The organism is Staphylococcus sp. AtDRG32, from assembly GCF_004365845.1.
Lineage (GTDB): Bacteria > Bacillota > Bacilli > Staphylococcales > Staphylococcaceae > Staphylococcus > Staphylococcus hominis.
The window spans coordinates 47,969-69,058 of the sequence record NZ_SODE01000007.1 but is presented as its reverse complement, the minus strand read 5'-3'; the positions used below and the strand labels follow the sequence as shown (position 1 = coordinate 69,058).

The window sequence follows — 21,090 nt, the reverse complement described above, 5'->3', positions numbered from 1 at the left end:
AATGATACTAAGTGGTATTAATAAACTATGAAATGAATTGAAGGAGGAAATAAGTTTATGAGTATATTAGTTATTGGTGCTAATGGTGGCGTAGGTTCTAAATTGGTTAACCAATTAAAAGAAGATCAAGTTGATTTTACAGCCGGTGTTCGTAAAGAAGAACAAGAAAGTGCGTTAAAAGATCAAGGTGTTAATGCCATTTTAATAGATGTAGAAAAAGATAGTATTGATGATTTAACTGAGAAATTCAAAGGCTTTGATAAAGTTATTTTCTCAGTTGGTTCAGGTGGTAGCACAGGTGCTGATAAAACAATCATTGTTGATTTAGATGGTGCAGTGAAAACGATTGAAGCAAGTAAAAAAGCAAATGTTAAACATTATGTAATGGTTTCTACTTACGATTCACGTCGTGAAGCATTTGATGCAAGTGGAGATTTAAAACCTTATACAATTGCAAAACACTATGCAGATAATCATTTAAGAAATTCTGGACTAACTTATACAATCGTTCATCCAGGTGGTTTAGAAGATAAATCAGGTACTGGTGAAATTAAAGCTGACTTGTATTTTGATGAAGGAAGTACAATTCCACGCGAAGATGTGGCTTCTGTATTAAAACACGTAGCGACTTCTGAAAATAAATTTGAAAATAAAGAATTTCAAATTCTTTCAGGGCATCAATCTATTCAAGAAGCATTATCTCGTTTTGAGTAGTTAAGTTAGATAATTAATTACAAATGAAAAGTTCTGTGTTAGAGTAGGACAGTGAGTTTTAAAACTTGCTGTTCTATTCTTTTTTATTAATATATATAATTTCTATTAAATTAATAATGAAATTGATATAATAAACATATGAGTGAAAATTTTTATTTAACTATAGAAGCGAAATAGCATTTATATAGAATTAGTTATCTGATATATTAAAAGCTTAAATAGATAGTAATTTAAAGATAAAATGGGTCATCAATTGTTCTAATTATACATAATCATTTAAATACGATATTTCACTTTAAAATAAAGAGAGAAGCAATAACCGTGTTTTAGGAGGTGCAATCATGCCATTATTTTTAAAGCCTATTTTCTTTGAAAAAATATGGGGCGGTAATAAGTTAAATCAATTTAATTACGACATACCAAGTGAACAAACTGGAGAATGCTGGGGTATTTCTGCACATCCGAATGGAAAAAATATGATTGAAAATGGTCAGTATGCTGGTCAAACATTAGATCAAGTATGGAATGAGCATAGAGAATTATTTGGAGACTTTCCAAGTAAAGATTTCCCTTTATTATGTAAAATAGTGGATGCAAGACACCCTCTATCTATTCACGTTCATCCTGACGACTCGTATGCATATGAATTTGAAAACGGTCAATATGGTAAGTCAGAATGTTGGTATATTATTGATGCAGAAGAAGATGCTGAAATTATACTCGGTACCTCTGCTGACTCAAAAGAAACATTTGAGAATAAGATAAAAGAAGAGGCGGTGTTGGATGTAGTAGAAAGACTCAAAGTTAAACCAGGTGAGTTTTATTTTATACCAGCTGGAATGCTTCATTCTATAGGTTCTGGTGTTTTAGTATATGAAACAATGCAATCATCTGATATTTCATATAGAGTATATGATTATGAACGTAATCGAACTGATGGATCATCATTAGAAGTTAAAAAAGCATTAGACGTGATTCAATTTACTGCAAATGCACCTGCTATAGTACCTGAAACTACAATTGTAGAAAATCATAAACGTAGCCAAATTGTATCTAATGACTTTTTTACAATGGTTAAATGGGAAATAAGTGGAACGCTTAATTATATGAAGCCTCGTGAATTTTGTCTTATTTCTGTATTAGAAGGTCATGGACAAGTGATTACAGATGGAGAAATCTTTAAGCTAGAAAAGGGGTCTAATTTTATTTTAACTTCTGAAGATTTAGATAGCGTATTTGAAGGCGAGTTCACTCTAATTATAAGTTATATTTAGTTAATCAATTTAATTTATAAGCAGAAATGTTGGAATAATTTCTATATCTAGCATGATTTTCTAGTGTGATAGCTGAATCTAGAAGTTTTTTATTTTCCTTTTTTTGTTAATCGGAAATCTAATAAGGTTTAAATAATGAGGTAGTATATTTTAATAGTGAAATGGAATTTTGTGATGATTCATATGATTCTATTTCACTTTTTTGAATTTAAAAAGTGATTTCATAATACGTCAACTCTATTAAAAAAATATGATAAAATAAAAAAAACGAAATCTTATAGACTATTCATATATTTAAGTTAAGCTATCTAAAAATGACTAATAGGTGCTAAAATTAATATTAATATATACATGAATAAAGATGCTAAATTTAAAATAAGTAAGAAGGAGATTCTAGATGGCAGAAGAAGTAAATTACTTTTGGTTAAATTGTGGATATACAAGATGGAACCATAATGAACCATTAGTTGGACAAATAACTTTATTTGAGTCTGGAGCACAGTTCAATCCTACTCAGGGTTTTCGAGCGTTCAAAAAAGCTAAAATTGGCGATCAAGTGATTTTTTATCAAGTACAAACAGATACTGGATTATTAGGAATTGGGGAAATTATTAGTGTTCAAACAGGAGCACAAAATAAAATTAGAGTTGAATTTAAATTTAATGAAGAATTAAAGCCTTTAACTACTGACTATTTAAAACGTAGTGAAGTGCTAGATTATCGAATGAATAATATGCGAGAAACGTTAATAAATCAGCTCACAAAAGAGGAGTTTCAATTAATCGTTGAGTTAGGAAAAGGTAACATTCAATTACCTCGATATTTCTTCTTATCTGAAACTGAAAAATTTGAACCTGATACACATTATACGATTTTTACACATACTTATAATGGAATTAAACGGAATGGTTATCATTTTTATAACCAATTAGAAGTAGGGGATAATTTAATATTTTATGATAAGAATAGTAATCAATCGGTCGTAGGAATTGGTGAAGTATCTCGTCATATTCATGAAAAACCTCCAATTCCTGGTCGTACTAATAGTACTGCAATAGAGATTTATTATGAAAAGAATATCACTCCTGTTACATTAGGCGCACTAAATAAACATCCTAAATTAAAAAACTTATACTTTTTACAAGAAAATGCTAAGCAAGCAATAGCAAGTATGAGTCAAGCACAATACGATGCTATTATAGAAATGAGTGAAAATGATGGGATTAGAACACCATTTGAGACTATTAAAAAACCAGGATTCAATACAGATCATGATGAGACAATTAAACCTTTTATTTTACTTGTTGTAGATAAACGTGAAGAAGGTTTGAAAGCAGCCAATAATCTTTTACAAAAAACGAATGCTAATCCAGTTATTACTAGTGGTCACCCTGACTTTAGTGAAGATATGTTATATGGCAAATATCTACCTAATGAGACAGGTGCCTTATATTATAGAGAAGGTTTTATTACACAACTTATGCCTAAAAATGACAAAAGTTACTTAGTGATTGATAACTTTAATAGACTTGATCCAGATATATTTCAAACTTATATTAATGTTTTAGAAGGGTACGAAGTTACATTACCTAGATATAATAAAGATGGTAACATGATTACTTGGTCTCGTGAAAAAGATTCTTTTTATCATTTTAATCCAAATTGGCATATTATTGGCGTAACATACGAAAAGTTAGAAGATATAAAAAATAAATATTCACAACAATTTTTAAAATATACACGTATTGTAAAAGTGAACCATGATGCATAATAGCAGACAAGTTAGATAAAAAACATCATAACGTATAATGAGCTAAAGTGGATATAGAATTTGTAATAAATTCTATACCCACTTTTTTGTGTTTAATGAGTCCTTGTAAAAGGAATATATTAAATAAGTTAAAAAGGAAGGTGACGGAACATGCCAATCGTTTATTACGATGGAAACTGTGTATATTGCTATAATTATTGTATCTGGCTAATACAACATGGTTTACCTAAAAATTATGAGTTTGCGACTTTAAAAGGAGAAGCGGGACAACATTTATTTGAACAACATCCTGAAGCTAAAAATAAAAATAGTGTGATACTACAAGAAGGAGATCATTTATATTACGAATCTACTGCAGTAGCAAAATTAATCACAACATTAAGTAGTGAAAAATGGTTAGGTATACTACTTAGAGTAACGCCATTACCAATAAGAAACTTAGGTTATCGACTATTTGCTAATAATAGAGATAAAATGTGGAAAACACATTGGCATAAACCCAACGCATATGAAAAATCATTCTTCATTGATGATGATAGACAATAAATGAGAAAACTATTTTTTAATTGATAATATATAACTTTAAATATATATTATGAAGTTTTTGATAATGATTCTATATATTTATTCATGAGTATTAGTGTTTTCAAATTACGTGTGTAAAATAACTTTACAGATTATAATTATTATAATATAATTATGATTGTAAAAGAGAGACATGATTGTATAAAAAAGGAGAGATTCGATGACGCAACAAGATGTAGTAAAAGAATTAAATCAACAAGTGGCAAACTGGACAGTAGCATATACAAAATTACACAACTTCCATTGGTATGTTAAAGGTCCTAATTTCTTCTCATTACATGAAAAATTTGAAGAATTATACAATGAAGCTAGTCAATATGTAGACGATTTAGCAGAACGTATTCTAGCAATTGGAGGTAATCCAGTAGCAACATTAAAAGAAAGTTTAGAACTTTCAATTGTAAAAGAAGCAGATACACATTACACTGCTGAAGAAATGGTTAAAGCTTTCTCTGAAGATTTAACTCAAATTTCTAAACAACTTGGAAAAGCAATTGAAGTTGCAGGTGAAGCAGGAGACGACGTTTCAGAAGATATGTTTATTGGTATGCAAACATCAGTAGATAAACATAATTGGATGTTTAAATCTTATTTAGTTTAAGTATTCTATTTTAAAAAGAGCCATTGTGGACGATAAAACGTCTACAATGGCTCTTTTAACTTTTAATATTAACATTGATAAGTGATTATTCAGCGATTTCTAAAGCAATTTCCATCATTTGAGTAAATGATGTTTGACGTTCTTCAGCTGATGTAGCTTCATCTCTTAAGATATGATCACTTACAGTAAAAATACCTAAAGCTTTTTTACCAGCATGAATCGCATTTAAATATAAGCCAGCTGATTCCATTTCAATACCTAAGATACCCATGTTCTTCCAACTATCATTGAAATGTTTATCGGCATTATAAAACGTATCTGATGATAAAATATTTCCAACATGTGTAACTGCCCCGATATCATCAGCAACTTGTTTAGCTTTAGTAATTAACTCAAAATCTGCAATTGGAGCAAAGTGACCAGGAATATTAAATTGATCTACATAATTTGAATTAGTTGAAGCAGCTTGAGCAATAATAACATCATATAAATTCACATTCTCTTGTAATGCACCACATGAACCTATTCGAATAATTGTATCAACATCAAAGAAATTATAAAGCTCATACGAATAAATTCCAATACTTGGAATACCCATACCTGAACCCATTACTGAGATCTCTTTACCTTTATAAGTGCCAGTGTATCCAAACATATTACGTACTTCATTAAATTGTTCAACATTTTCTAAAAAGTTATCAGCAATATATTTTGCACGTAATGGATCTCCAGGCATTAATACTGTTTTAGCAATTTTAGCTCCATTAGGTTGAATATGAGGTGTACCGTTTGTCATGAATATCTTCTCCTTAACATTTTATTCAAAATAAAGATAACATTTGTTTAAAATTTTTGCGAATTTTTGTACTATATAAATGAGAGAAACATATAAATTATGTTAATATAAGTTGGCTTTCGAGCAATACATTGGAGGAAATTTTTATGGAATATTCAAAATATATTGATCATACACTTTTAAAACCAGAATCAACACGTCAACAGATTGATAAAATTATTTCTGAAGCTAAGGCGTATCATTTTAAATCGATTTGCGTCAATCCGACCCACATTAAGTATGCTTCTGAACAACTTGTGAATTCTGATGTACTCGTATGTACAGTGATTGGGTTCCCACTTGGAGCTACAACAACCGCTACAAAGATTTTTGAAACAGAAGATGCGATTAAAAATGGCGCGTCTGAAATTGATATGGTTATCAATATAGGCGCACTTAAAGATGAAAGATATGAAGATGTTCAAAAAGATATTGAAGGCGTAGTTGCCGCAGCTAACGGAAAAATAGTGAAAGTTATTATTGAAACTGTTCTTTTAACAGACGATGAAAAAGTGAAAGCAAGTGAACTAGCAAAAGCTGCTGGTACAGATTTCGTTAAAACATCAACTGGTTTTGCTGGGGGAGGCGCTACACCAGAAGATGTGAAATTAATGAAAGACACTGTGGGAGACGAATTAGAGGTTAAAGCTTCAGGTGGCGTGCGTAATCTTGAAGATTTTCACAAAATGCTTAATGCAGGTGCTACACGTATTGGAGCAAGTGCAGGTGTTCAAATTGTCAAAGGTTTAGAATCAAATTCTGATTATTAATAATATATTTTTTAACATCATTTAGAAATGCAACAACCGAGAAAGGGGATAGCACAATGAGAATGGTAGACATCATTGAAAAAAAGCGTGATGGACAGACATTAACTAAAGAAGAAATCGAATTTTTCATAGAAGGATATACCAATGGAGATATCCCAGATTATCAAGCTTCTAGTTTAGCGATGGCAATCTTTTTCCAAGATATGAATGAAGAAGAACGTGCAGCTTTAACTATGGCAATGGTTAATTCAGGTGATGTTATTGATTTATCAAAAATCAATGGTATTAAAGTAGATAAACACTCAACTGGTGGCGTTGGAGATACGACGACATTAGTGTTGGCACCATTAGTAGCTGCAGTGGGAGTGCCAGTTGCCAAAATGAGTGGCCGTGGTTTAGGACATACGGGTGGTACGATTGATAAATTAGAATCTATTGATGGGTTCCATGTTGAAATTTCTGAAGCGGACTTCATTAAAATTGTTAATGAAGATCAAGTTGCAGTGATTGGACAAACAGGTAATTTAACACCTGCAGATAAGAAACTATACGCATTAAGAGATGTTACAGGAACAGTTAACTCTATTCCTCTAATCGCATCATCTATTATGAGTAAGAAAATTGCCGCGGGTGCTGATGCAATCGTCCTAGATGTTAAAACTGGAAATGGTGCATTCATGAAAACATTAGAAGACGCCGAGGCTTTAGCACATGCTATGGTTAGCATAGGAAATAATGTTGGTAGAAATACAATGGCTATTATTTCAGATATGAGCCAACCACTTGGTCGTGCGATTGGGAATGCTTTAGAATTAAAAGAAGCGATTGATACCTTAAATGGTCAGGGACCTGAAGATTTAACTGAACTAGTGTTAACGCTTGGTTCACAAATGGTCGTACTTGCTGAAAGAGCAAATACACTTGAAGAGGCGCGTCAATTGCTCAATGAAGCCATTGAAAATGGTTCAGCATTAGATAAATTCAAAACATTTTTAGAAAATCAAGGTGGAGATGCTTCAGTTGTCAATTTACCGGAGTTATTACCGACTGCCAAATATCAAATTGATTATAAAGCAAAATCAAGTGGTGTAGTTTCAGAGCTTATTGCTAATGAAATTGGAGTTGCTTCAATGATGTTAGGTGCGGGAAGACAAACGAAAGACGATGACATAGATTTAAGTGTTGGCATTGTGTTGAATAAGAAAGTAGGAGACAAAGTCAATGTAGGAGAGTCTTTATTAACGATTCACAGTAATCGTGAAAATGTTGATGATGTAATTAAGAAACTTGACGAAAGTATCGAAATTAAAGCGCAAGCAAAAACACCAACATTAATTCATAAAATAATTACAGAGTAGGAGTGTTAAATATGACGACACCATTTAAAAGAGTGCATTTAATTGTCATGGATTCAGTAGGTATTGGTGAAGCACCTGATGCTGCAGCTTTTAATGATGAAGGTTCACACACATTAAAACACACGTTAGAAGGTTTTAACCAATCATTACCTAATTTAGAAAAATTAGGATTAGGTAATATTGAAGATTTGCCAGTGGTCAATAAAGTTGAACAACCAGGTGCTTTTTTTACTAAATTAAGTGAAGCTTCTGTTGGAAAAGATACGATGACAGGACATTGGGAAATTATGGGACTAAATATCATGCAACCATTTAAAGTTTATCCAAATGGATTTCCTGATGAATTAATTCAAGAGATTGAAGAAATGACAGGTCGAAAAGTTGTAGCAAATAAACCTGCTTCAGGTACTGCAATTATTGATGAATTAGGCGAACATCAAATGAAGACAGGAGATTTAATTGTTTATACTAGTGCAGACCCAGTACTTCAAATTGCTGCACATGAAGATATTATCCCACTTGAAGAATTGTATGATATTTGCGAAAAGGTTCGTGAATTAACTAAAGATCCTAAGTACTTAATTGGCCGTGTTATTGCACGCCCATATGTAGGTGAACCAGGAAACTTTACACGCACGTCTAATCGTCATGATTATGCACTTAAACCATTTGGTAAAACAGTAATGAACACATTAAAAGATCATGACTATGATGTTATTGCAATTGGTAAAATTAATGACATTTATGACGGTGAAGGTGTAACAGAAGCAATAAGAACTAAAAATAATATGGATGGCATGGATCAGCTCATTAATGTCGTTAAAAAGGACTTTAATGGTATCAGCTTCTTGAATTTAGTGGATTTTGATGCGTTATATGGTCACCGCAGAGACAAAGACGGTTATGCACAAGCCATTAAAGATTTTGACGAACGCTTACCAGAATTAATTGATCATTTACAAGAAGATGATTTAGTTATTATTACGGCAGATCATGGTAATGATCCAATTGCAGAGGGTACTGACCATACGCGAGAATATATTCCAGTGCTTATGTTTAGCCCTAAAATAGATGCATACCATGAATTATCAGGAGATACAACATTTAGTTCTATTGGTGCAACAATAGCAGATAATTTCAATGTTGAATTGCCAAAATACGGAAAAAGTTATTTAAAAGAAATGGGAGTTGAATAATTATGAAAATAATGAGATATTTACTAGGTTTAGCATTTGGATCAGCAGGAATACTACATTTTACAAATGAACGTCAATTTAGATCGATTGTACCGGAGTATTTACCATTACGAAAAACAGCAGTTTTAGTGACAGGCGTATTTGAAATGTTCTTTGGAGTTATGTTATTAGCCAAAAGACCTGCGGATTGGTTGAAAAAAGGTATTAATGCATTTTTACTTGCAGTTTTACCAGCAAACATTTACATGGCAAGAAAGCAATTACCATTAGGAAATAAATCTGTTCCTAAGTGGGCATTATACTTAAGATTACCACTTCAATTCATTTTAATAGCTATCGTAAAAAAATTATAATAAAATTTAAATAAACCATACCCTACCTAAAGCATTTAGGTAGGGTATGGTTTATTTAATTATTAATTATTTGCCTTCACCAAAAACGTCGTTCCATTGATTACGTTTATCTAAGAATTCTTTTGCGAGTGCTTTAGCACCTTCAAGAGAATGACTAGCAGCCCAACCGCATTGAACTTCATTGCAAGCAGGAACTTCTGTAGCTTCTAACACATCATTTAAAGTTTTTTCAACAATATTTAATACATCTTCGTAGTCATCGTGATCAATAAATGAAACATAAAAACCAGTTTGACAACCCATAGGACTTAAATCTACAACTTTATCAGAATGATTTCTGATATGTTCAGCCATTAAATGTTCTAATGAATGTAGCGCTGGCATATCCATATGCGCTTTATTTGGTTGTTTAAAACGTAAATCATATTTTTTGATAACGTCTCCATTAATCCCTTCCATTGTGCCTGCTAAGCGAATATATGGAGCAACTACTTTTGTATGGTCAAGATTAAAACTTTCAACGTTCATTTTAGTCATTTTTATTTCCTCCTATAAATACATTGCTTGAATAATATGATTGTAACAAGAGTGCCAATCATTTACAATTTTCTTAATTAAGTGATTTAAATACTTATTGTAAGAAAATTTTGTAAATTCAAACGAATTTAATGACAATCTATAGTAAATCCGATAAAATAAGTAATAATTAAATTTAAAGATACATCAAGAAATTGATTGACTTGATGTCTAAATAAATATAGATATTAATATTCGTGTATAAAAGGAGTATAGATTGATGAGTAGTAAACAAGAGATATTAGACTATATAGAGAATAAAAAGTACGATTATGTCGAAATAAGCCATCGTATACACGAGCGTCCTGAGTTAGGCAATGAAGAGATATTTGCTTCAAGAACATTAATTGATCAATTAAGAGCAAATGAGTTTGAGATAGAAACAGATATTGCCGGACATGCTACTGGTTTTATTGCAACTTACCAGTCTGAAAAAGAAGGACCAACTATAGGATATTTAGCTGAATATGACGCTTTACCTGGTTTAGGTCACGCGTGTGGTCACAATATCATTGGGACAGCAAGTGTATTAGCAGGAGTCGCACTTAAACAAGTCATCGACCATATTGGTGGAAAAGTAGTTGTATTAGGATGTCCTGCCGAAGAAGGTGGAGAAAATGGAAGTGCGAAAGCTTCATATGTAAAAGCCGGTGTGATTGATGATATTGACATTGCACTTATGATTCATCCTGGAAATGAAACATATCCAACGATAAATACATTAGCCGTTGATGTGCTTGATATTAAATTTTATGGTAAAAGCGCCCACGCTTCAGAAAATGCGGATGAGGCTTTAAATGCATTAGATGCGATGATTTCTTATTTCAATGGTGTAGCTCAATTACGTCAACAGATTAAGAAAAGTCATCGTGTACACGGTGTGATTTTAGATGGAGGTAAAGCTGCTAATATTATACCTGATTATACGCATGCAAGATTTTATACACGTGCCACTACTAGAAAAGAACTTGATATTTTAACAGAACGTGTTAATCAAATTGCAAGGGGTGCAGCCATCCAAACGGGTTGTGACTATGAATTTGGTCCTATTCAAAATGGTGTAAATGAATTTATAAAAACACCTAAACTAGATGAATTATTTGAAAAATACGCCATAGAAGTTGGCGAAGAAGTAAGTTATGATGATTTTGGTTTTGGTTCGACAGATACAGGAAATGTTAGTCATATAGTTCCTACGATTCATCCACATGTTAAAATTGGCTCAAGAAATTTAGTAGGTCATACACACCGTTTTAGAGAAGCAGCTGCAAGTGTTCATGGCGATCAAGCTTTGATTCGAGGCGCAAAAATTATTGCTCTTATGGGACTAGAATTAATTGAAAATAAAAAACTATTTGATGAGGTTGTAGAGCAACATTCTCAAATAAAGGGGTAAATAAATGAAAAATGAATATAGTGTTCCAAAGTTAACGTTAAGTGATTTGTATGATGAAAATATTGTATATAATTCAAGACCTTCTTATGCATTGAATCCTTGGCTCACAACAGAAGAACATCAGTCTAATTTTTTGACTGGTCGTGAAATGATTATCGCTAAGGATATGCCGATTGTTGTACACGAAGCGAGTATTACAGATAAGTTACAACAACTATTTGATCTTATTGGTAAAAAAATACCGGAGCATCTTTATACATTTAGAAATCGTGAAACGTATGAACGCTTGTTACAAGAGATTATCAATAAAGAAGGGAAAAAAATATATTTTCAATATATCGAAAACAATGACATAGTAGAGGACGAAGCGTATGCCATTGATAAAGACGTTTTTGTAGCTTTAAATAATAAATCACGTATTCCTGAATGGACAAATCATAAATATTTACCGGATCGTGAAATTGTGTCAATTAGAGACTTCAAAGGTCGTATCAAAGATTGGGATTATCCTTTTGTAATTAAGCCAGGAGATGAATTACCAACTGCAGGTGGCTATGGCGTAATGATTTGCTATAACGACGAAGACTTAGAAAAAGCAACTAAACGAATATTTGAAGCGGCCCATGCCACCGATAATTTAATCATTGAACAAAAAATAGAAGCAGTTAAAAATTATTGTGTCCAATTTGCATATTCTAAAGAAATAGGTATTACCTATCTAGGTACTGCCCATCAAATTACCGATAAATATGGTCTATACGCAGGAAATGAAAATGTGCATGATGTTCCAGAAAAAGTGATTCAAGCTGGTCGTGAAATTATGCAAAATGGAGTGAACTTAGGCTTTATTGGTGTGGCAGGATTTGATTTATTATTAGATGAAAATGATAATGTATTTGCTATAGATTTGAATTTTAGACAAAATGGTTCGACAAGCATGTTACTATTGCAAGATGAATTAAATCCTAACTATCAAAAATTTTATAGTTATTTTTCAAGAGGAGATAATACTCGTTTTTTCAATGTTATTTTAAATTATGTTAAACAAGGCGTGCTTTATCCTCTTTCGTATTATGACGGTGATTGGTTTGGTAAAGATGAAGTGAAATCTCGCTTTGGATGTATATGGAATGCTGATTCTAAAGAAGAAGTTGAACAATTAGAACAAGCATTTATTAGTGAACTTGATGATACTAATTAAGTTAGAGTATAGGTTAAATTAACTATAAAAAAGAATATGGATGTTTGACGTTAATTTTAATATAATTTAACATTTAATTAGTATATTAAGAGAGAGGGTTTGCAATGGAATATAAGCATAATGACTATTTCAAAGAGATATTAATTAATGAAGTCATTATTTTGGCTAGTAAAAATAAAAAATTAATTCGTATTCATCATGAAGATGGTGATTATACAGGGATGTGGACGAATGAAGACATCGCAAAAGAGTATTTAAATCACTCAGACATTCAATTTGATCGACTATTAAATATTGATATTGATACGTTCGTTACGTATGATATGGATGAATTGTTTGATGAAAGTGATAAAATTTTAATCAATACTTCAATTAAAGAAGAGGGACATATTGTCAAAGTTGTAGACATGATGGATGAACTCATGTCTGAATTAGACAAAATTCGTCTTAAAGAATTTGCAAAAGATATTTCAAAAGAAAATCATGTTTTTGGTTTAACACGTAAAGGGGAAAAAAGATTTATTCTTATTAGTGATAAAGAAAATCAAAAACCTAATATTATGCCTGTATGGAGTATTAAAAATCGGGCACGAAAAGTTCGTGATAAAGATTTTGAAGAATGTGATTTAATCGAAATCGAAGGTAGTGTATTTAGTGAATGGCTTGATAAATTAAGAGATAATGATCAAGCTGTTGCAGTAGACTTAAAACCTGGAGTCGTAGGTACCATTGTTTCTCCACAAAAAGTATCTAATGAATTATCATTTTAAATCAAATCCCAATAGGTTTCTTTTTTAAGAAATCTATTGGGATTTTTATGTTAATATTTTTGGTTTGAATTAGCTTAAATGAAGGACACCGATTGCACCTGAAAATGCACCATTTTCAATGTAAAAAGGATGGCATCCTCGTAAGACAGTATAATCCTCAATAACTTTTCGTAGTAAGGGATTATTATTAAAAGAAGACCCAATATAAACAATATTTTTTGTTTGGTATTCACGAGCTACTGTAATCGCCATCGTTGTAATCACTTCTCCAACGACACCTACTACAGATGCTAATTTATCTGAGTTAGTAACATGTTCATTCATATTATTTAGTACATTGCCAAAGTTTGCAGCAGTGAGTTCACCAGGAATAGGCGGTTCAGAATCTTTATATATATGTTTAACTTTTAAATCGATAATATCTCTATTTCCAAATTGAGCGAGATCTGTAAGTGTTTCATAATCAGATATTTCAGTCAATAAATAACCTAAACCTCGAATCATTCCGCCACCAGTACCAATTCCACCTACACGTTCTTGATGGTGACCGTTATAATAATGTAAAGATGTACCAGTACCTATATTTGCAAATATGTATTGATTAATATGATGGCCTTGCTCCTTAAGTAAAATACCTAATCCCCTTGAAGCAGCATCAAACTCAACAAATATTTGGGATGATTGTTTGATGTTTTCAGCAATAACGCCTGCGTTACCCCCTGTTAAATTGATTTTTTCGAATTCATTTTGGTTTAACCATTGAATGACTTTATTTATATCTGTTGTTAATTCAGTTGACAATGTACGGTGTGTATCATCTTCCATTGCTATTTTAATTAATGTACCGCCGGCATCGATACCTACTCTCATTTTTTTCACCTCTAAAATTAATATATGACAAGTTAATACTATAATAATTTTGACGAATTGCAATTATTTTACAATATTATAAAATAAATGGTAAATATTAGAGTAAATAGATCATTTTATAAGATTTAAAGGTTATATATGATATTATTAAAACAACTTTGTGATATAGGGGCTAATTTTATGAGTATAGTAAAGCAATTTGAAAACATTACAATTCAAGAATTTGAAGAACAATATCGCGATGATGTCTTAAATTTTGAATTAAGTGAACGACAACAAATTTATTCATCATTACCTAAATCTGTATTAGAAGATGCTTTAAATGATGAAAATCGAGTAGCTAATATTGCCATTAATGAAAATGGAGATGTAGTAGGATTCTTCGTACTTCATCAATATTATCAACATGAAGGATATGATACACCTGAGCATGTCGTTTATGTTCGATCATTGTCTATTAATGAAAAGTTTCAAGGACAAGGCTATGGTACAACTATGATGATGTATTTACCTCAATATGTTCAAGCATTGTTTCCAGACTTCAATCATTTATATTTAGTTGTTGATACTGAAAATGAAGGGGCCTGGAATGTATATGAACGTGCTGGATTCATGCATACAGCTACTAAAGAAGAAGGACCCATCGGTAAAGAACGTTTATACTATTTAGATTTGGATTCTAAACATGTATCGTCATTGAAATTAGTTGAGAATAAAGATTCAAATATTGCCATGTATCAAATTATTGATTTATTAAAAGATGATCAAAAAGTTGGATTTATTGCACTCGAACATCTAGATACCCATCTAAAAATCGCCGCAATAGAAGTATATAAAGATCAAAGAAAAGAGGGGATTGCTGGGAGTGCTTTAAGACAACTCCCTGCATATGTACGCAAACATTTTAAAGAAATAAGAAGTATAGGTATTACATTATTTGGAGAAAATAATGAACTTAAGCCATTATGTATTAGTAGCGGCTTTGTTGAGACAGATCAATCAGATGACTTAGTTATTTTCAAAAAATATATTAATTACTAATTGAATAGCAATTGCGAAATCATAAAATGTCATTTATAATTTATCTTTGTTACTATTAATAAAAGCAATATAAAGATAATAAAATCCTTTGAAAGGAAGTTTAGTTATAATGAAAATTCAAGATTATACTAAAGAAATGGTTGATGAAAAATCATTTATCGATATGGCTTATACTTTATTACATGATAAAGGGTCAACAATGAATCTCTACGATATTATTGATGAATTTAAAAGCCTTGGTAATTATGAATATGATGAAATTGAAAACCGTATTGTACAATTTTATACTGATTTAAATACAGATGGACGTTTCTTAAACGTTGGTGAAAATCAATGGGGATTACGTGATTGGTATTCAGTAGATGATATTGAAGAAAAAATTGCACCAACAATTCAAAAATTTGATATTCTTGATGACGATGATGAAGAAGATGAAAATCTTAAGTTACTTGGCGACGATGAAATGGATGATGACGATGATATTCCAGCTCAAACGGATGATCAAGAAACATTAGATGATTCTGATGATAATGAAGAAGATATTGACGGTTCAGATATCGTTATTGAAGAAGATGATGATGACGACATCGCTGAAGGTGAAGAAGAAGCATTTGAAGATGCAGAAGATTTTAATGACTAAATATTAGTTTTAATTGACTTTTGAATGAAAAATGTTAAAATTTTATTCGGGCTCCTTTAATTAGGACACGTGTATAAATGTTATACGCTCCCCTTACAAATATGTGAGAGGGAGCGATTTTTTTATTTTTAGGAAATGTTTAAATTTTGTAGAGATAGAGTAAGGAAGCAACCCTTAATAAATTAGGAGGTCAGACAATGACAAAATTTATCTTTGTAACCGGCGGAGTAGTTTCATCTTTAGGTAAAGGTATCACAGCCGCTTCTCTAGGAAGATTGTTAAAAGACAGAGGACTTAAAGTAACAATTCAAAAATTTGATCCATATTTAAATGTTGATCCTGGTACAATGAGTCCTTATCAACATGGAGAGGTATTTGTTACAGATGATGGCGCTGAAACTGACTTGGACTTAGGACATTATGAACGTTTTATAGATATCAATTTAAATAAATATTCTAATGTCACTGCGGGAAAAGTATATTCACATGTGCTAAAAAAAGAACGTCGTGGAGATTATTTAGGTGGAACAGTTCAAGTGATTCCACACATTACAAATGAAATTAAAGAACGCTTATTATTAGCTGGAGAAAGTACAAATGCGGATGTAGTCATTACCGAAATCGGCGGCACAACAGGTGATATTGAATCCCTTCCATTTATTGAAGCTATTCGCCAAATTAGAAGTGACCTTGGCCGTGAGAATGTTATGTATGTTCATTGTACATTACTTCCATACATTAAAGCAGCTGGAGAAATGAAAACTAAACCAACACAACATAGTGTAAAAGAATTACGTGGTTTAGGTATTCAACCTGACTTAATTGTTGTTCGAACAGAATATGAAATGACTCAAGATTTAAAAGATAAAATTGCTTTATTCTGTGATATAGATAAAGAGAGTGTTATTGAATGTAGAGATGCATCGTCATTATATGAAATCCCATTACAATTAAGTGCTCAAAATATGGACGATATTGTAATTAAACGATTAGATTTAGATGCTAAATACGATACACAATTAGATGAATGGCAATATTTATTAGATACCGTTAATTCATTAGATGGTACAATTACTATTGGCTTAGTTGGTAAATATGTAAGTTTACAAGATGCATACTTGTCAGTGGTTGAATCACTAAAACATGCAGGTTATCCATTGAAAAAAGATGTTGTAGTAAAATGGATTGATTCAAGTGAAGTAACAGACGAAAATGTAGAGAGTTACTTAAGTGATGTGGATGGAATTTTAGTTCCTGGTGGCTTTGGTTTTAGAGCAAGTGAAGGTAAAATTTCAGCTATCAAATATGCAAGAGAAAATAATATACCTTATTTTGGCATTTGCTTAGGGATGCAATTAGCAACTGTCGAATTTGCAAGAAATGTTGTAGGCCTTAAAGATGCCCATTCAGCAGAACTTGATCCAAATACACCATATCCAATTATTGATTTGTTACCTGAACAAAAAGATATCGAAGATTTAGGTGGCACATTACGTTTAGGTCTTTATCCATGTACTATTAAAGATCATACTTTGGCGCATGATATTTATAATGAAACAAATATTGAAGAGCGTCATCGTCATCGTTATGAATTTAATAATACTTATAGAGAACAATTAGAAGATAAAGGAATGGTCTTTTCTGGTACTAGTCCAGATGGTCGTTTAGTGGAAATGGTAGAAATTCCAGAAAATGATTTCTTCATTGCTTGTCAATTCCATCCGGAATTCTTATCTAGACCTAATAGACCACAACCCATTTTCAAAGCTTTTGTAGAAGCTGCTTATAAACACCAACAAAATTAAAATATCAAAATAGAAGCGGAACAGACTACTTTTTAAAGTCTATTCCGCTTCATTTATATCAATTTATATAGAAGTTAAAGGCTGTACATGTTAAGTATTAATGATTATAAAGTTATTTTATAATTCCAAGTCTCTAGTCATTTCAATCATTTGTGTATATATATCATAGTAAATGTAATTAAACGCCATTGTATGAGGTTGTACAATTTTATCATAATCCTCAGTATATACGATTGGACGCGGGGTTGATAAGTTTACAAAATGCATAAGATGTTCAGGGAAATCTTCTTGTTTAGGACGATTGCATACTAATACAAAATCAATATCTTTGTCTATTAATTGTTGAACATCTTGAGCAACTTCCTTGGTATAAAAAGGAGAGAATAAAAATACACGATCAGTTGTGTCTAAGTCATTTAAACTGTTTAATTCACTCAATTTTTTACTAGAATTTAATTTTTCATCACTGTCTAATATAAAAGTTTCAAAGAATTTTAAGTCTCCATAACCATTAATATATACATACCCTTCTCCACCAATAGCTTGGATTAAACATTGAGCAGCCATTTGTATATCTAACGCCTGGTCTTCTAAACGATTGAATACACCCGTTAATTGTGTTTGTAGTATCTTTGACATGATTATCCTCCATTTCATTAGTATTGTAATGAAATATGATATTTTATGCAATGAAGCTTCAAAAGTTATCACTTATTTTTAAATTAAGCATGCAATAAAAAATATTATCTGCTATAATAATTTTTGAAAATTTATGTAATTGGATACAAGGAGGAACTTTCATGCCATTAGTTTCAATGAAGGAAATGTTAATCGATGCGAAAGAAAATGGTTATGCGGTTGGTCAATACAACTTAAATAACTTAGAATTTACACAAGCTATTTTAGAAGCTTCTCAAGAAGAGAACGCGCCAGTTATCTTAGGTGTTTCCGAAGGTGCTGCACGTTACATGAGTGGTTTTTATACAGTAGTTAAAATGGTAGAAGGTTTAATGCATGATTTAAATATTACTATACCAGTAGCTATCCACCTAGATCATGGTTCAAGTTTTGAAAAGTGTAAAGAAGCTATTGATGCTGGATTTACTTCAGTAATGATTGATGCTTCACATAGCCCATTTGAAGAAAATATTGAAATTACTTCTAAAGTAGTAGAATATGCACATCAACATGGCGTGTCAGTTGAAGCTGAATTAGGAACAGTGGGTGGACAAGAAGATGATGTTGTAGGCGGTATCATCTATGCTGATCCTAAAGAATGTCAAGAATTAGTTGAAAGAACTGGTATTGATACTTTAGCACCAGCATTAGGTTCAGTACACGGTCCTTATAAAGGCGAACCTAAATTAGGCTTCAAAGAAATGGAAGAAATTGGTGCATCAACTGGCTTACCACTTGTTTTACATGGTGGTACAGGTATTCCAACTAAAGATATTCAAAAAGCAATCCCTTATGGTACTGCAAAAATTAATGTAAATACTGAAAATCAAATTGCTTCAGCTAAAGCTGTTAGAGATGTATTGAACAATGATAAAGAAGTTTACGATCCTCGTAAATACTTAGGTCCAGCACGTGAAGCTATTAAAGAAACAGTAAAAGGCAAGATTAGAGAGTTTGGTACGTCTAATCGTGCTAAATAAAATAAAGATTATTAAAGGTTAAGGCAACCTTAACTGTCAGCAAAGTGATCGCTTTGTTGACAGTTTTTTTATTTTATACAAAATTTTACGATATATTATTAAAGTATTTGTATAAAGTTAGTCGTGCGGAGTGTTACTCAATGACTGACTCACGATGTATAAAAATTAAATTAACTTTTTATAAAATTTATGAAAAAACAGAATTAATTAATTGTATAAATTGATTTATAATAGTGTTATCAATCCGTTATATGAATTATTAGATTTTTAGATATTAATATTAATATTATAATTGCTAAATTTTTTTAAAAGTTAGTGTTTTACAAATAAATAATATATAATTTATAATGCGAATTATGTATAATTTTACAAAAGGCGATAAAGGAGAAAAAATAAATGAGTCAAGAAGTAATTAAAATCCGAGGGGGTCAACCACTAAAGGGTGAAGTTACAATTAGTGGTGCAAAAAATAGTGCCGTAGCTATTATTCCAGCTACTTTATTAGCGCAAGGACAAGTGAAAATTGACGGTTTACCGCAAATCTCAGATGTTGAAACACTTGTGAGTTTATTAGAAGATTTAAATATTAAAACAAATCTTAATGGTAAAACATTAGAAGTTGATACATCAGAAATTAAAAATGCACCATTACCAAATAATAAAGTTGAATCTTTACGTGCCTCTTATTATATGATGGGAGCCATGTTAGGTCGATTTAAAAAATGTGTGATTGGTTTACCAGGTGGTTGTCCATTAGGCCCACGTCCAATTGATCAACACATTAAAGGATTTAAAGCTTTAGGTGCTGAAATTGATGAATCAAGTGATACATCAATGAAAATAGAAGCAAAAGAATTGCACGGAGCCAACATCTTTTTAGATATGGTAAGTGTTGGTGCAACCATCAATATTATGCTTGCAGCTGTTCATGCAAAAGGGCAAACAACGATTGAAAATGCTGCCAAAGAACCAGAAGTAGTAGATGTAGCAAACTTTTTAAATAGCTTAGGCGCAAATATCAAAGGCGCCGGTACGAGTACTCTAAAAATCAGTGGTGTTGAAGAGTTACATGGAGCCGAATATCAAGTGATTCCTGATAGAATTGAAGCGGGAACGTATATGTGTATTGCAGCTGCTTGTGGTGAAGAAGTAACAATTAAAAATATTGTACCTAAACATTTAGAAGCCCTCACAGTTAAACTAAATGAATTAGGCGTTGATATTGATATCGATGATGATAAAGAACAAATAGTAATTAAAGGTAAATCATCATATAAAAATGTAGATATTAAAACATTAGTATATCCTGGATTTGCTACTGACTTACAACAACCTATTACGCCTTTATTATTTATGACAGATGGTCCTTCTTTCGTTACAGAAACGATATATCCAGCTCGTTTCCGCCATGTAGAAGAGCTCAAAAATATGGGAGCTAGTATTGAAGCAGATACGTCTACTGGTACTGCAACAATTAAACCTTCTAAACTTCAAGGTGCCGAAGTATATGCGAGTGATTTACGTGCAGGAGCTTGTTTGATTATTGCTGGATTACTAGCAGAAGGTGTTACAACAATTTATAATGTTAAACATATTTATAGAGGATATACAGATATCGTTAAACATCTTAAAGAATTAGGTGCGGATATTTGGACTGAACAAGTTTAATTATTTTT

Annotated in this window: 21 protein-coding genes; 17 read left to right on the top strand and 4 right to left on the bottom strand. The window is 31.6% G+C overall.

Features of this window, described 5'->3' with window-relative positions; translation table 11 throughout:
• The first annotated feature begins 57 nt into the window (after nucleotides 1–57).
• The 5 genes from BDW25_RS09340 to BDW25_RS09320 all read left to right on the top strand — a co-directional run bounded on the left by BDW25_RS09340 (nucleotide 58) and on the right by BDW25_RS09320 (nucleotide 4,945).
• Nucleotides 58–714 carry an SDR family oxidoreductase gene (locus BDW25_RS09340; protein WP_002448697.1) on the top strand — a complete coding sequence of 219 codons (657 nt, stop codon included), beginning with the start codon at nucleotides 58–60 and terminating at the stop codon, nucleotides 712–714.
• Nucleotides 715–1,055: 341 nt separating this feature from the next.
• Complete coding sequence (locus BDW25_RS09335) at nucleotides 1,056–1,988, top strand: type I phosphomannose isomerase catalytic subunit (protein ID WP_002455043.1); 933 nt, start codon at nucleotides 1,056–1,058, stop codon at nucleotides 1,986–1,988.
• A 397-nt stretch (nucleotides 1,989–2,385) separates the two neighbouring features.
• On the top strand, nucleotides 2,386–3,759 hold the full coding sequence (locus BDW25_RS09330; RefSeq protein ID WP_107623373.1) for an EVE domain-containing protein: 1,374 nt from the start codon (nucleotides 2,386–2,388) through the stop codon (nucleotides 3,757–3,759).
• A gap of 150 nt (nucleotides 3,760–3,909) precedes the next feature.
• A complete protein-coding gene (locus BDW25_RS09325; RefSeq protein WP_049379489.1) occupies nucleotides 3,910–4,305 on the top strand; it encodes a thiol-disulfide oxidoreductase DCC family protein in 396 nt (131 codons plus the stop codon).
• A gap of 199 nt (nucleotides 4,306–4,504) precedes the next feature.
• On the top strand, nucleotides 4,505–4,945 hold the full coding sequence (locus BDW25_RS09320; protein ID WP_002448670.1) for a Dps family protein: 441 nt from the start codon (nucleotides 4,505–4,507) through the stop codon (nucleotides 4,943–4,945).
• An 85-nt stretch (nucleotides 4,946–5,030) separates the two neighbouring features.
• On the opposite strand, the gene deoD is transcribed toward BDW25_RS09320, so the two are convergent.
• Nucleotides 5,031–5,741: a purine-nucleoside phosphorylase gene (gene deoD / locus BDW25_RS09315; protein ID WP_002448701.1), complete on the bottom strand. Its 711-nt coding sequence runs from the start codon at nucleotides 5,739–5,741 to the stop codon at nucleotides 5,031–5,033.
• Nucleotides 5,742–5,887: 146 nt separating this feature from the next.
• On the opposite strand from deoD, the gene deoC reads away from it, so the two are divergent.
• From deoC to BDW25_RS09295, 4 genes are read left to right on the top strand one after another with little or no spacing between them, the layout of a single operon-like run.
• Nucleotides 5,888–6,550, top strand: coding sequence for a deoxyribose-phosphate aldolase (gene deoC / locus BDW25_RS09310; protein WP_133945462.1), 663 nt, complete (start codon nucleotides 5,888–5,890; stop codon nucleotides 6,548–6,550).
• Between the two features lie 56 nt (nucleotides 6,551–6,606).
• Nucleotides 6,607–7,908 carry a pyrimidine-nucleoside phosphorylase gene (locus tag BDW25_RS09305; RefSeq protein ID WP_049417935.1) on the top strand — a complete coding sequence of 434 codons (1,302 nt, stop codon included), beginning with the start codon at nucleotides 6,607–6,609 and terminating at the stop codon, nucleotides 7,906–7,908.
• Between the two features lie 11 nt (nucleotides 7,909–7,919).
• The gene (gene deoB / locus BDW25_RS09300) at nucleotides 7,920–9,104 is read left to right on the top strand and encodes a phosphopentomutase (protein WP_002455047.1); all 1,185 of its coding nucleotides are present in this window, start codon (nucleotides 7,920–7,922) and stop codon (nucleotides 9,102–9,104) included.
• 2 nt (nucleotides 9,105–9,106) lie between these two features.
• Nucleotides 9,107–9,457: a DoxX family protein gene (locus tag BDW25_RS09295; protein WP_002448667.1), complete on the top strand. Its 351-nt coding sequence runs from the start codon at nucleotides 9,107–9,109 to the stop codon at nucleotides 9,455–9,457.
• A 66-nt stretch (nucleotides 9,458–9,523) separates the two neighbouring features.
• Here BDW25_RS09295 and BDW25_RS09290 read toward each other — a convergent pair whose 3' ends face one another.
• Nucleotides 9,524–9,994 carry an S-ribosylhomocysteine lyase gene (locus BDW25_RS09290; protein ID WP_002448640.1) on the bottom strand — a complete coding sequence of 157 codons (471 nt, stop codon included), beginning with the start codon at nucleotides 9,992–9,994 and terminating at the stop codon, nucleotides 9,524–9,526.
• A 259-nt stretch (nucleotides 9,995–10,253) separates the two neighbouring features.
• Here BDW25_RS09290 and BDW25_RS09285 point away from each other — a divergent pair, with 259 nt between their 5' ends.
• From BDW25_RS09285 to BDW25_RS09275, 3 genes are all read left to right on the top strand, one after another.
• Complete coding sequence (locus tag BDW25_RS09285; RefSeq protein ID WP_002448654.1) at nucleotides 10,254–11,429, top strand: M20 family metallopeptidase; 1,176 nt, start codon at nucleotides 10,254–10,256, stop codon at nucleotides 11,427–11,429.
• Nucleotides 11,430–11,433: 4 nt separating this feature from the next.
• Entirely contained in the window at nucleotides 11,434–12,630 is a 1,197-nt protein-coding gene (gene ldmS, locus BDW25_RS09280) for an L-aspartate--L-methionine ligase LdmS (protein ID WP_133945460.1), read from the top strand.
• A 104-nt stretch (nucleotides 12,631–12,734) separates the two neighbouring features.
• A complete protein-coding gene (locus tag BDW25_RS09275; RefSeq protein WP_002455050.1) occupies nucleotides 12,735–13,400 on the top strand; it encodes a DUF2750 domain-containing protein in 666 nt (221 codons plus the stop codon).
• A gap of 69 nt (nucleotides 13,401–13,469) precedes the next feature.
• Here the strand turns inward: BDW25_RS09275 and coaW are convergent, their stop codons facing one another.
• Nucleotides 13,470–14,270, bottom strand: coding sequence for a type II pantothenate kinase (gene coaW / locus BDW25_RS09270; protein WP_002448663.1), 801 nt, complete (start codon nucleotides 14,268–14,270; stop codon nucleotides 13,470–13,472).
• A 180-nt stretch (nucleotides 14,271–14,450) separates the two neighbouring features.
• On the opposite strand from coaW, the gene BDW25_RS09265 reads away from it, so the two are divergent.
• From BDW25_RS09265 to BDW25_RS09255, 3 genes are all read left to right on the top strand, one after another.
• Entirely contained in the window at nucleotides 14,451–15,311 is an 861-nt protein-coding gene (locus tag BDW25_RS09265; protein ID WP_133945458.1) for a GNAT family N-acetyltransferase, read from the top strand.
• Between the two features lie 109 nt (nucleotides 15,312–15,420).
• A complete protein-coding gene (gene rpoE, locus BDW25_RS09260; RefSeq protein ID WP_002448639.1) occupies nucleotides 15,421–15,951 on the top strand; it encodes a DNA-directed RNA polymerase subunit delta in 531 nt (176 codons plus the stop codon).
• A 197-nt stretch (nucleotides 15,952–16,148) separates the two neighbouring features.
• Nucleotides 16,149–17,756 carry a CTP synthase gene (locus BDW25_RS09255; RefSeq protein WP_002448707.1) on the top strand — a complete coding sequence of 536 codons (1,608 nt, stop codon included), beginning with the start codon at nucleotides 16,149–16,151 and terminating at the stop codon, nucleotides 17,754–17,756.
• Nucleotides 17,757–17,873: 117 nt separating this feature from the next.
• Here BDW25_RS09255 and BDW25_RS09250 read toward each other — a convergent pair whose 3' ends face one another.
• Nucleotides 17,874–18,395: a DUF2529 domain-containing protein gene (locus BDW25_RS09250; RefSeq protein WP_002455052.1), complete on the bottom strand. Its 522-nt coding sequence runs from the start codon at nucleotides 18,393–18,395 to the stop codon at nucleotides 17,874–17,876.
• 161 nt (nucleotides 18,396–18,556) lie between these two features.
• On the opposite strand from BDW25_RS09250, the gene fdaB reads away from it, so the two are divergent.
• Nucleotides 18,557–19,414 carry a class IIb fructose-bisphosphate aldolase FdaB gene (gene fdaB / locus BDW25_RS09245; protein WP_002448638.1) on the top strand — a complete coding sequence of 286 codons (858 nt, stop codon included), beginning with the start codon at nucleotides 18,557–18,559 and terminating at the stop codon, nucleotides 19,412–19,414.
• A 396-nt stretch (nucleotides 19,415–19,810) separates the two neighbouring features.
• Complete coding sequence (locus BDW25_RS09240) at nucleotides 19,811–21,082, top strand: UDP-N-acetylglucosamine 1-carboxyvinyltransferase (protein WP_002448717.1); 1,272 nt, start codon at nucleotides 19,811–19,813, stop codon at nucleotides 21,080–21,082.
• Nucleotides 21,083–21,090: the final 8 nt, after the last annotated feature.

What these genes read in the sequence shown, in the direction of transcription:
- BDW25_RS09340 (WP_002448697.1), top strand. Translation starts at nt 58, where the DNA reads ATGAGTATATTAGTTATTGGTGCTAATGGTGGCGTAGGTTCTAAATTG.
- BDW25_RS09335 (WP_002455043.1), top strand. Translation starts at nt 1,056, where the DNA reads ATGCCATTATTTTTAAAGCCTATTTTCTTTGAAAAAATATGGGGCGGT.
- BDW25_RS09330 (WP_107623373.1), top strand. Translation starts at nt 2,386, where the DNA reads ATGGCAGAAGAAGTAAATTACTTTTGGTTAAATTGTGGATATACAAGA.
- BDW25_RS09325 (WP_049379489.1), top strand. Translation starts at nt 3,910, where the DNA reads ATGCCAATCGTTTATTACGATGGAAACTGTGTATATTGCTATAATTAT.
- BDW25_RS09320 (WP_002448670.1), top strand. Translation starts at nt 4,505, where the DNA reads ATGACGCAACAAGATGTAGTAAAAGAATTAAATCAACAAGTGGCAAAC.
- deoD (WP_002448701.1), bottom strand. Translation starts at nt 5,741, where the DNA reads ATGACAAACGGTACACCTCATATTCAACCTAATGGAGCTAAAATTGCT.
- deoC (WP_133945462.1), top strand. Translation starts at nt 5,888, where the DNA reads ATGGAATATTCAAAATATATTGATCATACACTTTTAAAACCAGAATCA.
- BDW25_RS09305 (WP_049417935.1), top strand. Translation starts at nt 6,607, where the DNA reads ATGAGAATGGTAGACATCATTGAAAAAAAGCGTGATGGACAGACATTA.
- deoB (WP_002455047.1), top strand. Translation starts at nt 7,920, where the DNA reads ATGACGACACCATTTAAAAGAGTGCATTTAATTGTCATGGATTCAGTA.
- BDW25_RS09295 (WP_002448667.1), top strand. Translation starts at nt 9,107, where the DNA reads ATGAAAATAATGAGATATTTACTAGGTTTAGCATTTGGATCAGCAGGA.
- BDW25_RS09290 (WP_002448640.1), bottom strand. Translation starts at nt 9,994, where the DNA reads ATGACTAAAATGAACGTTGAAAGTTTTAATCTTGACCATACAAAAGTA.
- BDW25_RS09285 (WP_002448654.1), top strand. Translation starts at nt 10,254, where the DNA reads ATGAGTAGTAAACAAGAGATATTAGACTATATAGAGAATAAAAAGTAC.
- ldmS (WP_133945460.1), top strand. Translation starts at nt 11,434, where the DNA reads ATGAAAAATGAATATAGTGTTCCAAAGTTAACGTTAAGTGATTTGTAT.
- BDW25_RS09275 (WP_002455050.1), top strand. Translation starts at nt 12,735, where the DNA reads ATGGAATATAAGCATAATGACTATTTCAAAGAGATATTAATTAATGAA.
- coaW (WP_002448663.1), bottom strand. Translation starts at nt 14,270, where the DNA reads ATGAGAGTAGGTATCGATGCCGGCGGTACATTAATTAAAATAGCAATG.
- BDW25_RS09265 (WP_133945458.1), top strand. Translation starts at nt 14,451, where the DNA reads ATGAGTATAGTAAAGCAATTTGAAAACATTACAATTCAAGAATTTGAA.
- rpoE (WP_002448639.1), top strand. Translation starts at nt 15,421, where the DNA reads ATGAAAATTCAAGATTATACTAAAGAAATGGTTGATGAAAAATCATTT.
- BDW25_RS09255 (WP_002448707.1), top strand. Translation starts at nt 16,149, where the DNA reads ATGACAAAATTTATCTTTGTAACCGGCGGAGTAGTTTCATCTTTAGGT.
- BDW25_RS09250 (WP_002455052.1), bottom strand. Translation starts at nt 18,395, where the DNA reads ATGTCAAAGATACTACAAACACAATTAACGGGTGTATTCAATCGTTTA.
- fdaB (WP_002448638.1), top strand. Translation starts at nt 18,557, where the DNA reads ATGCCATTAGTTTCAATGAAGGAAATGTTAATCGATGCGAAAGAAAAT.
- BDW25_RS09240 (WP_002448717.1), top strand. Translation starts at nt 19,811, where the DNA reads ATGAGTCAAGAAGTAATTAAAATCCGAGGGGGTCAACCACTAAAGGGT.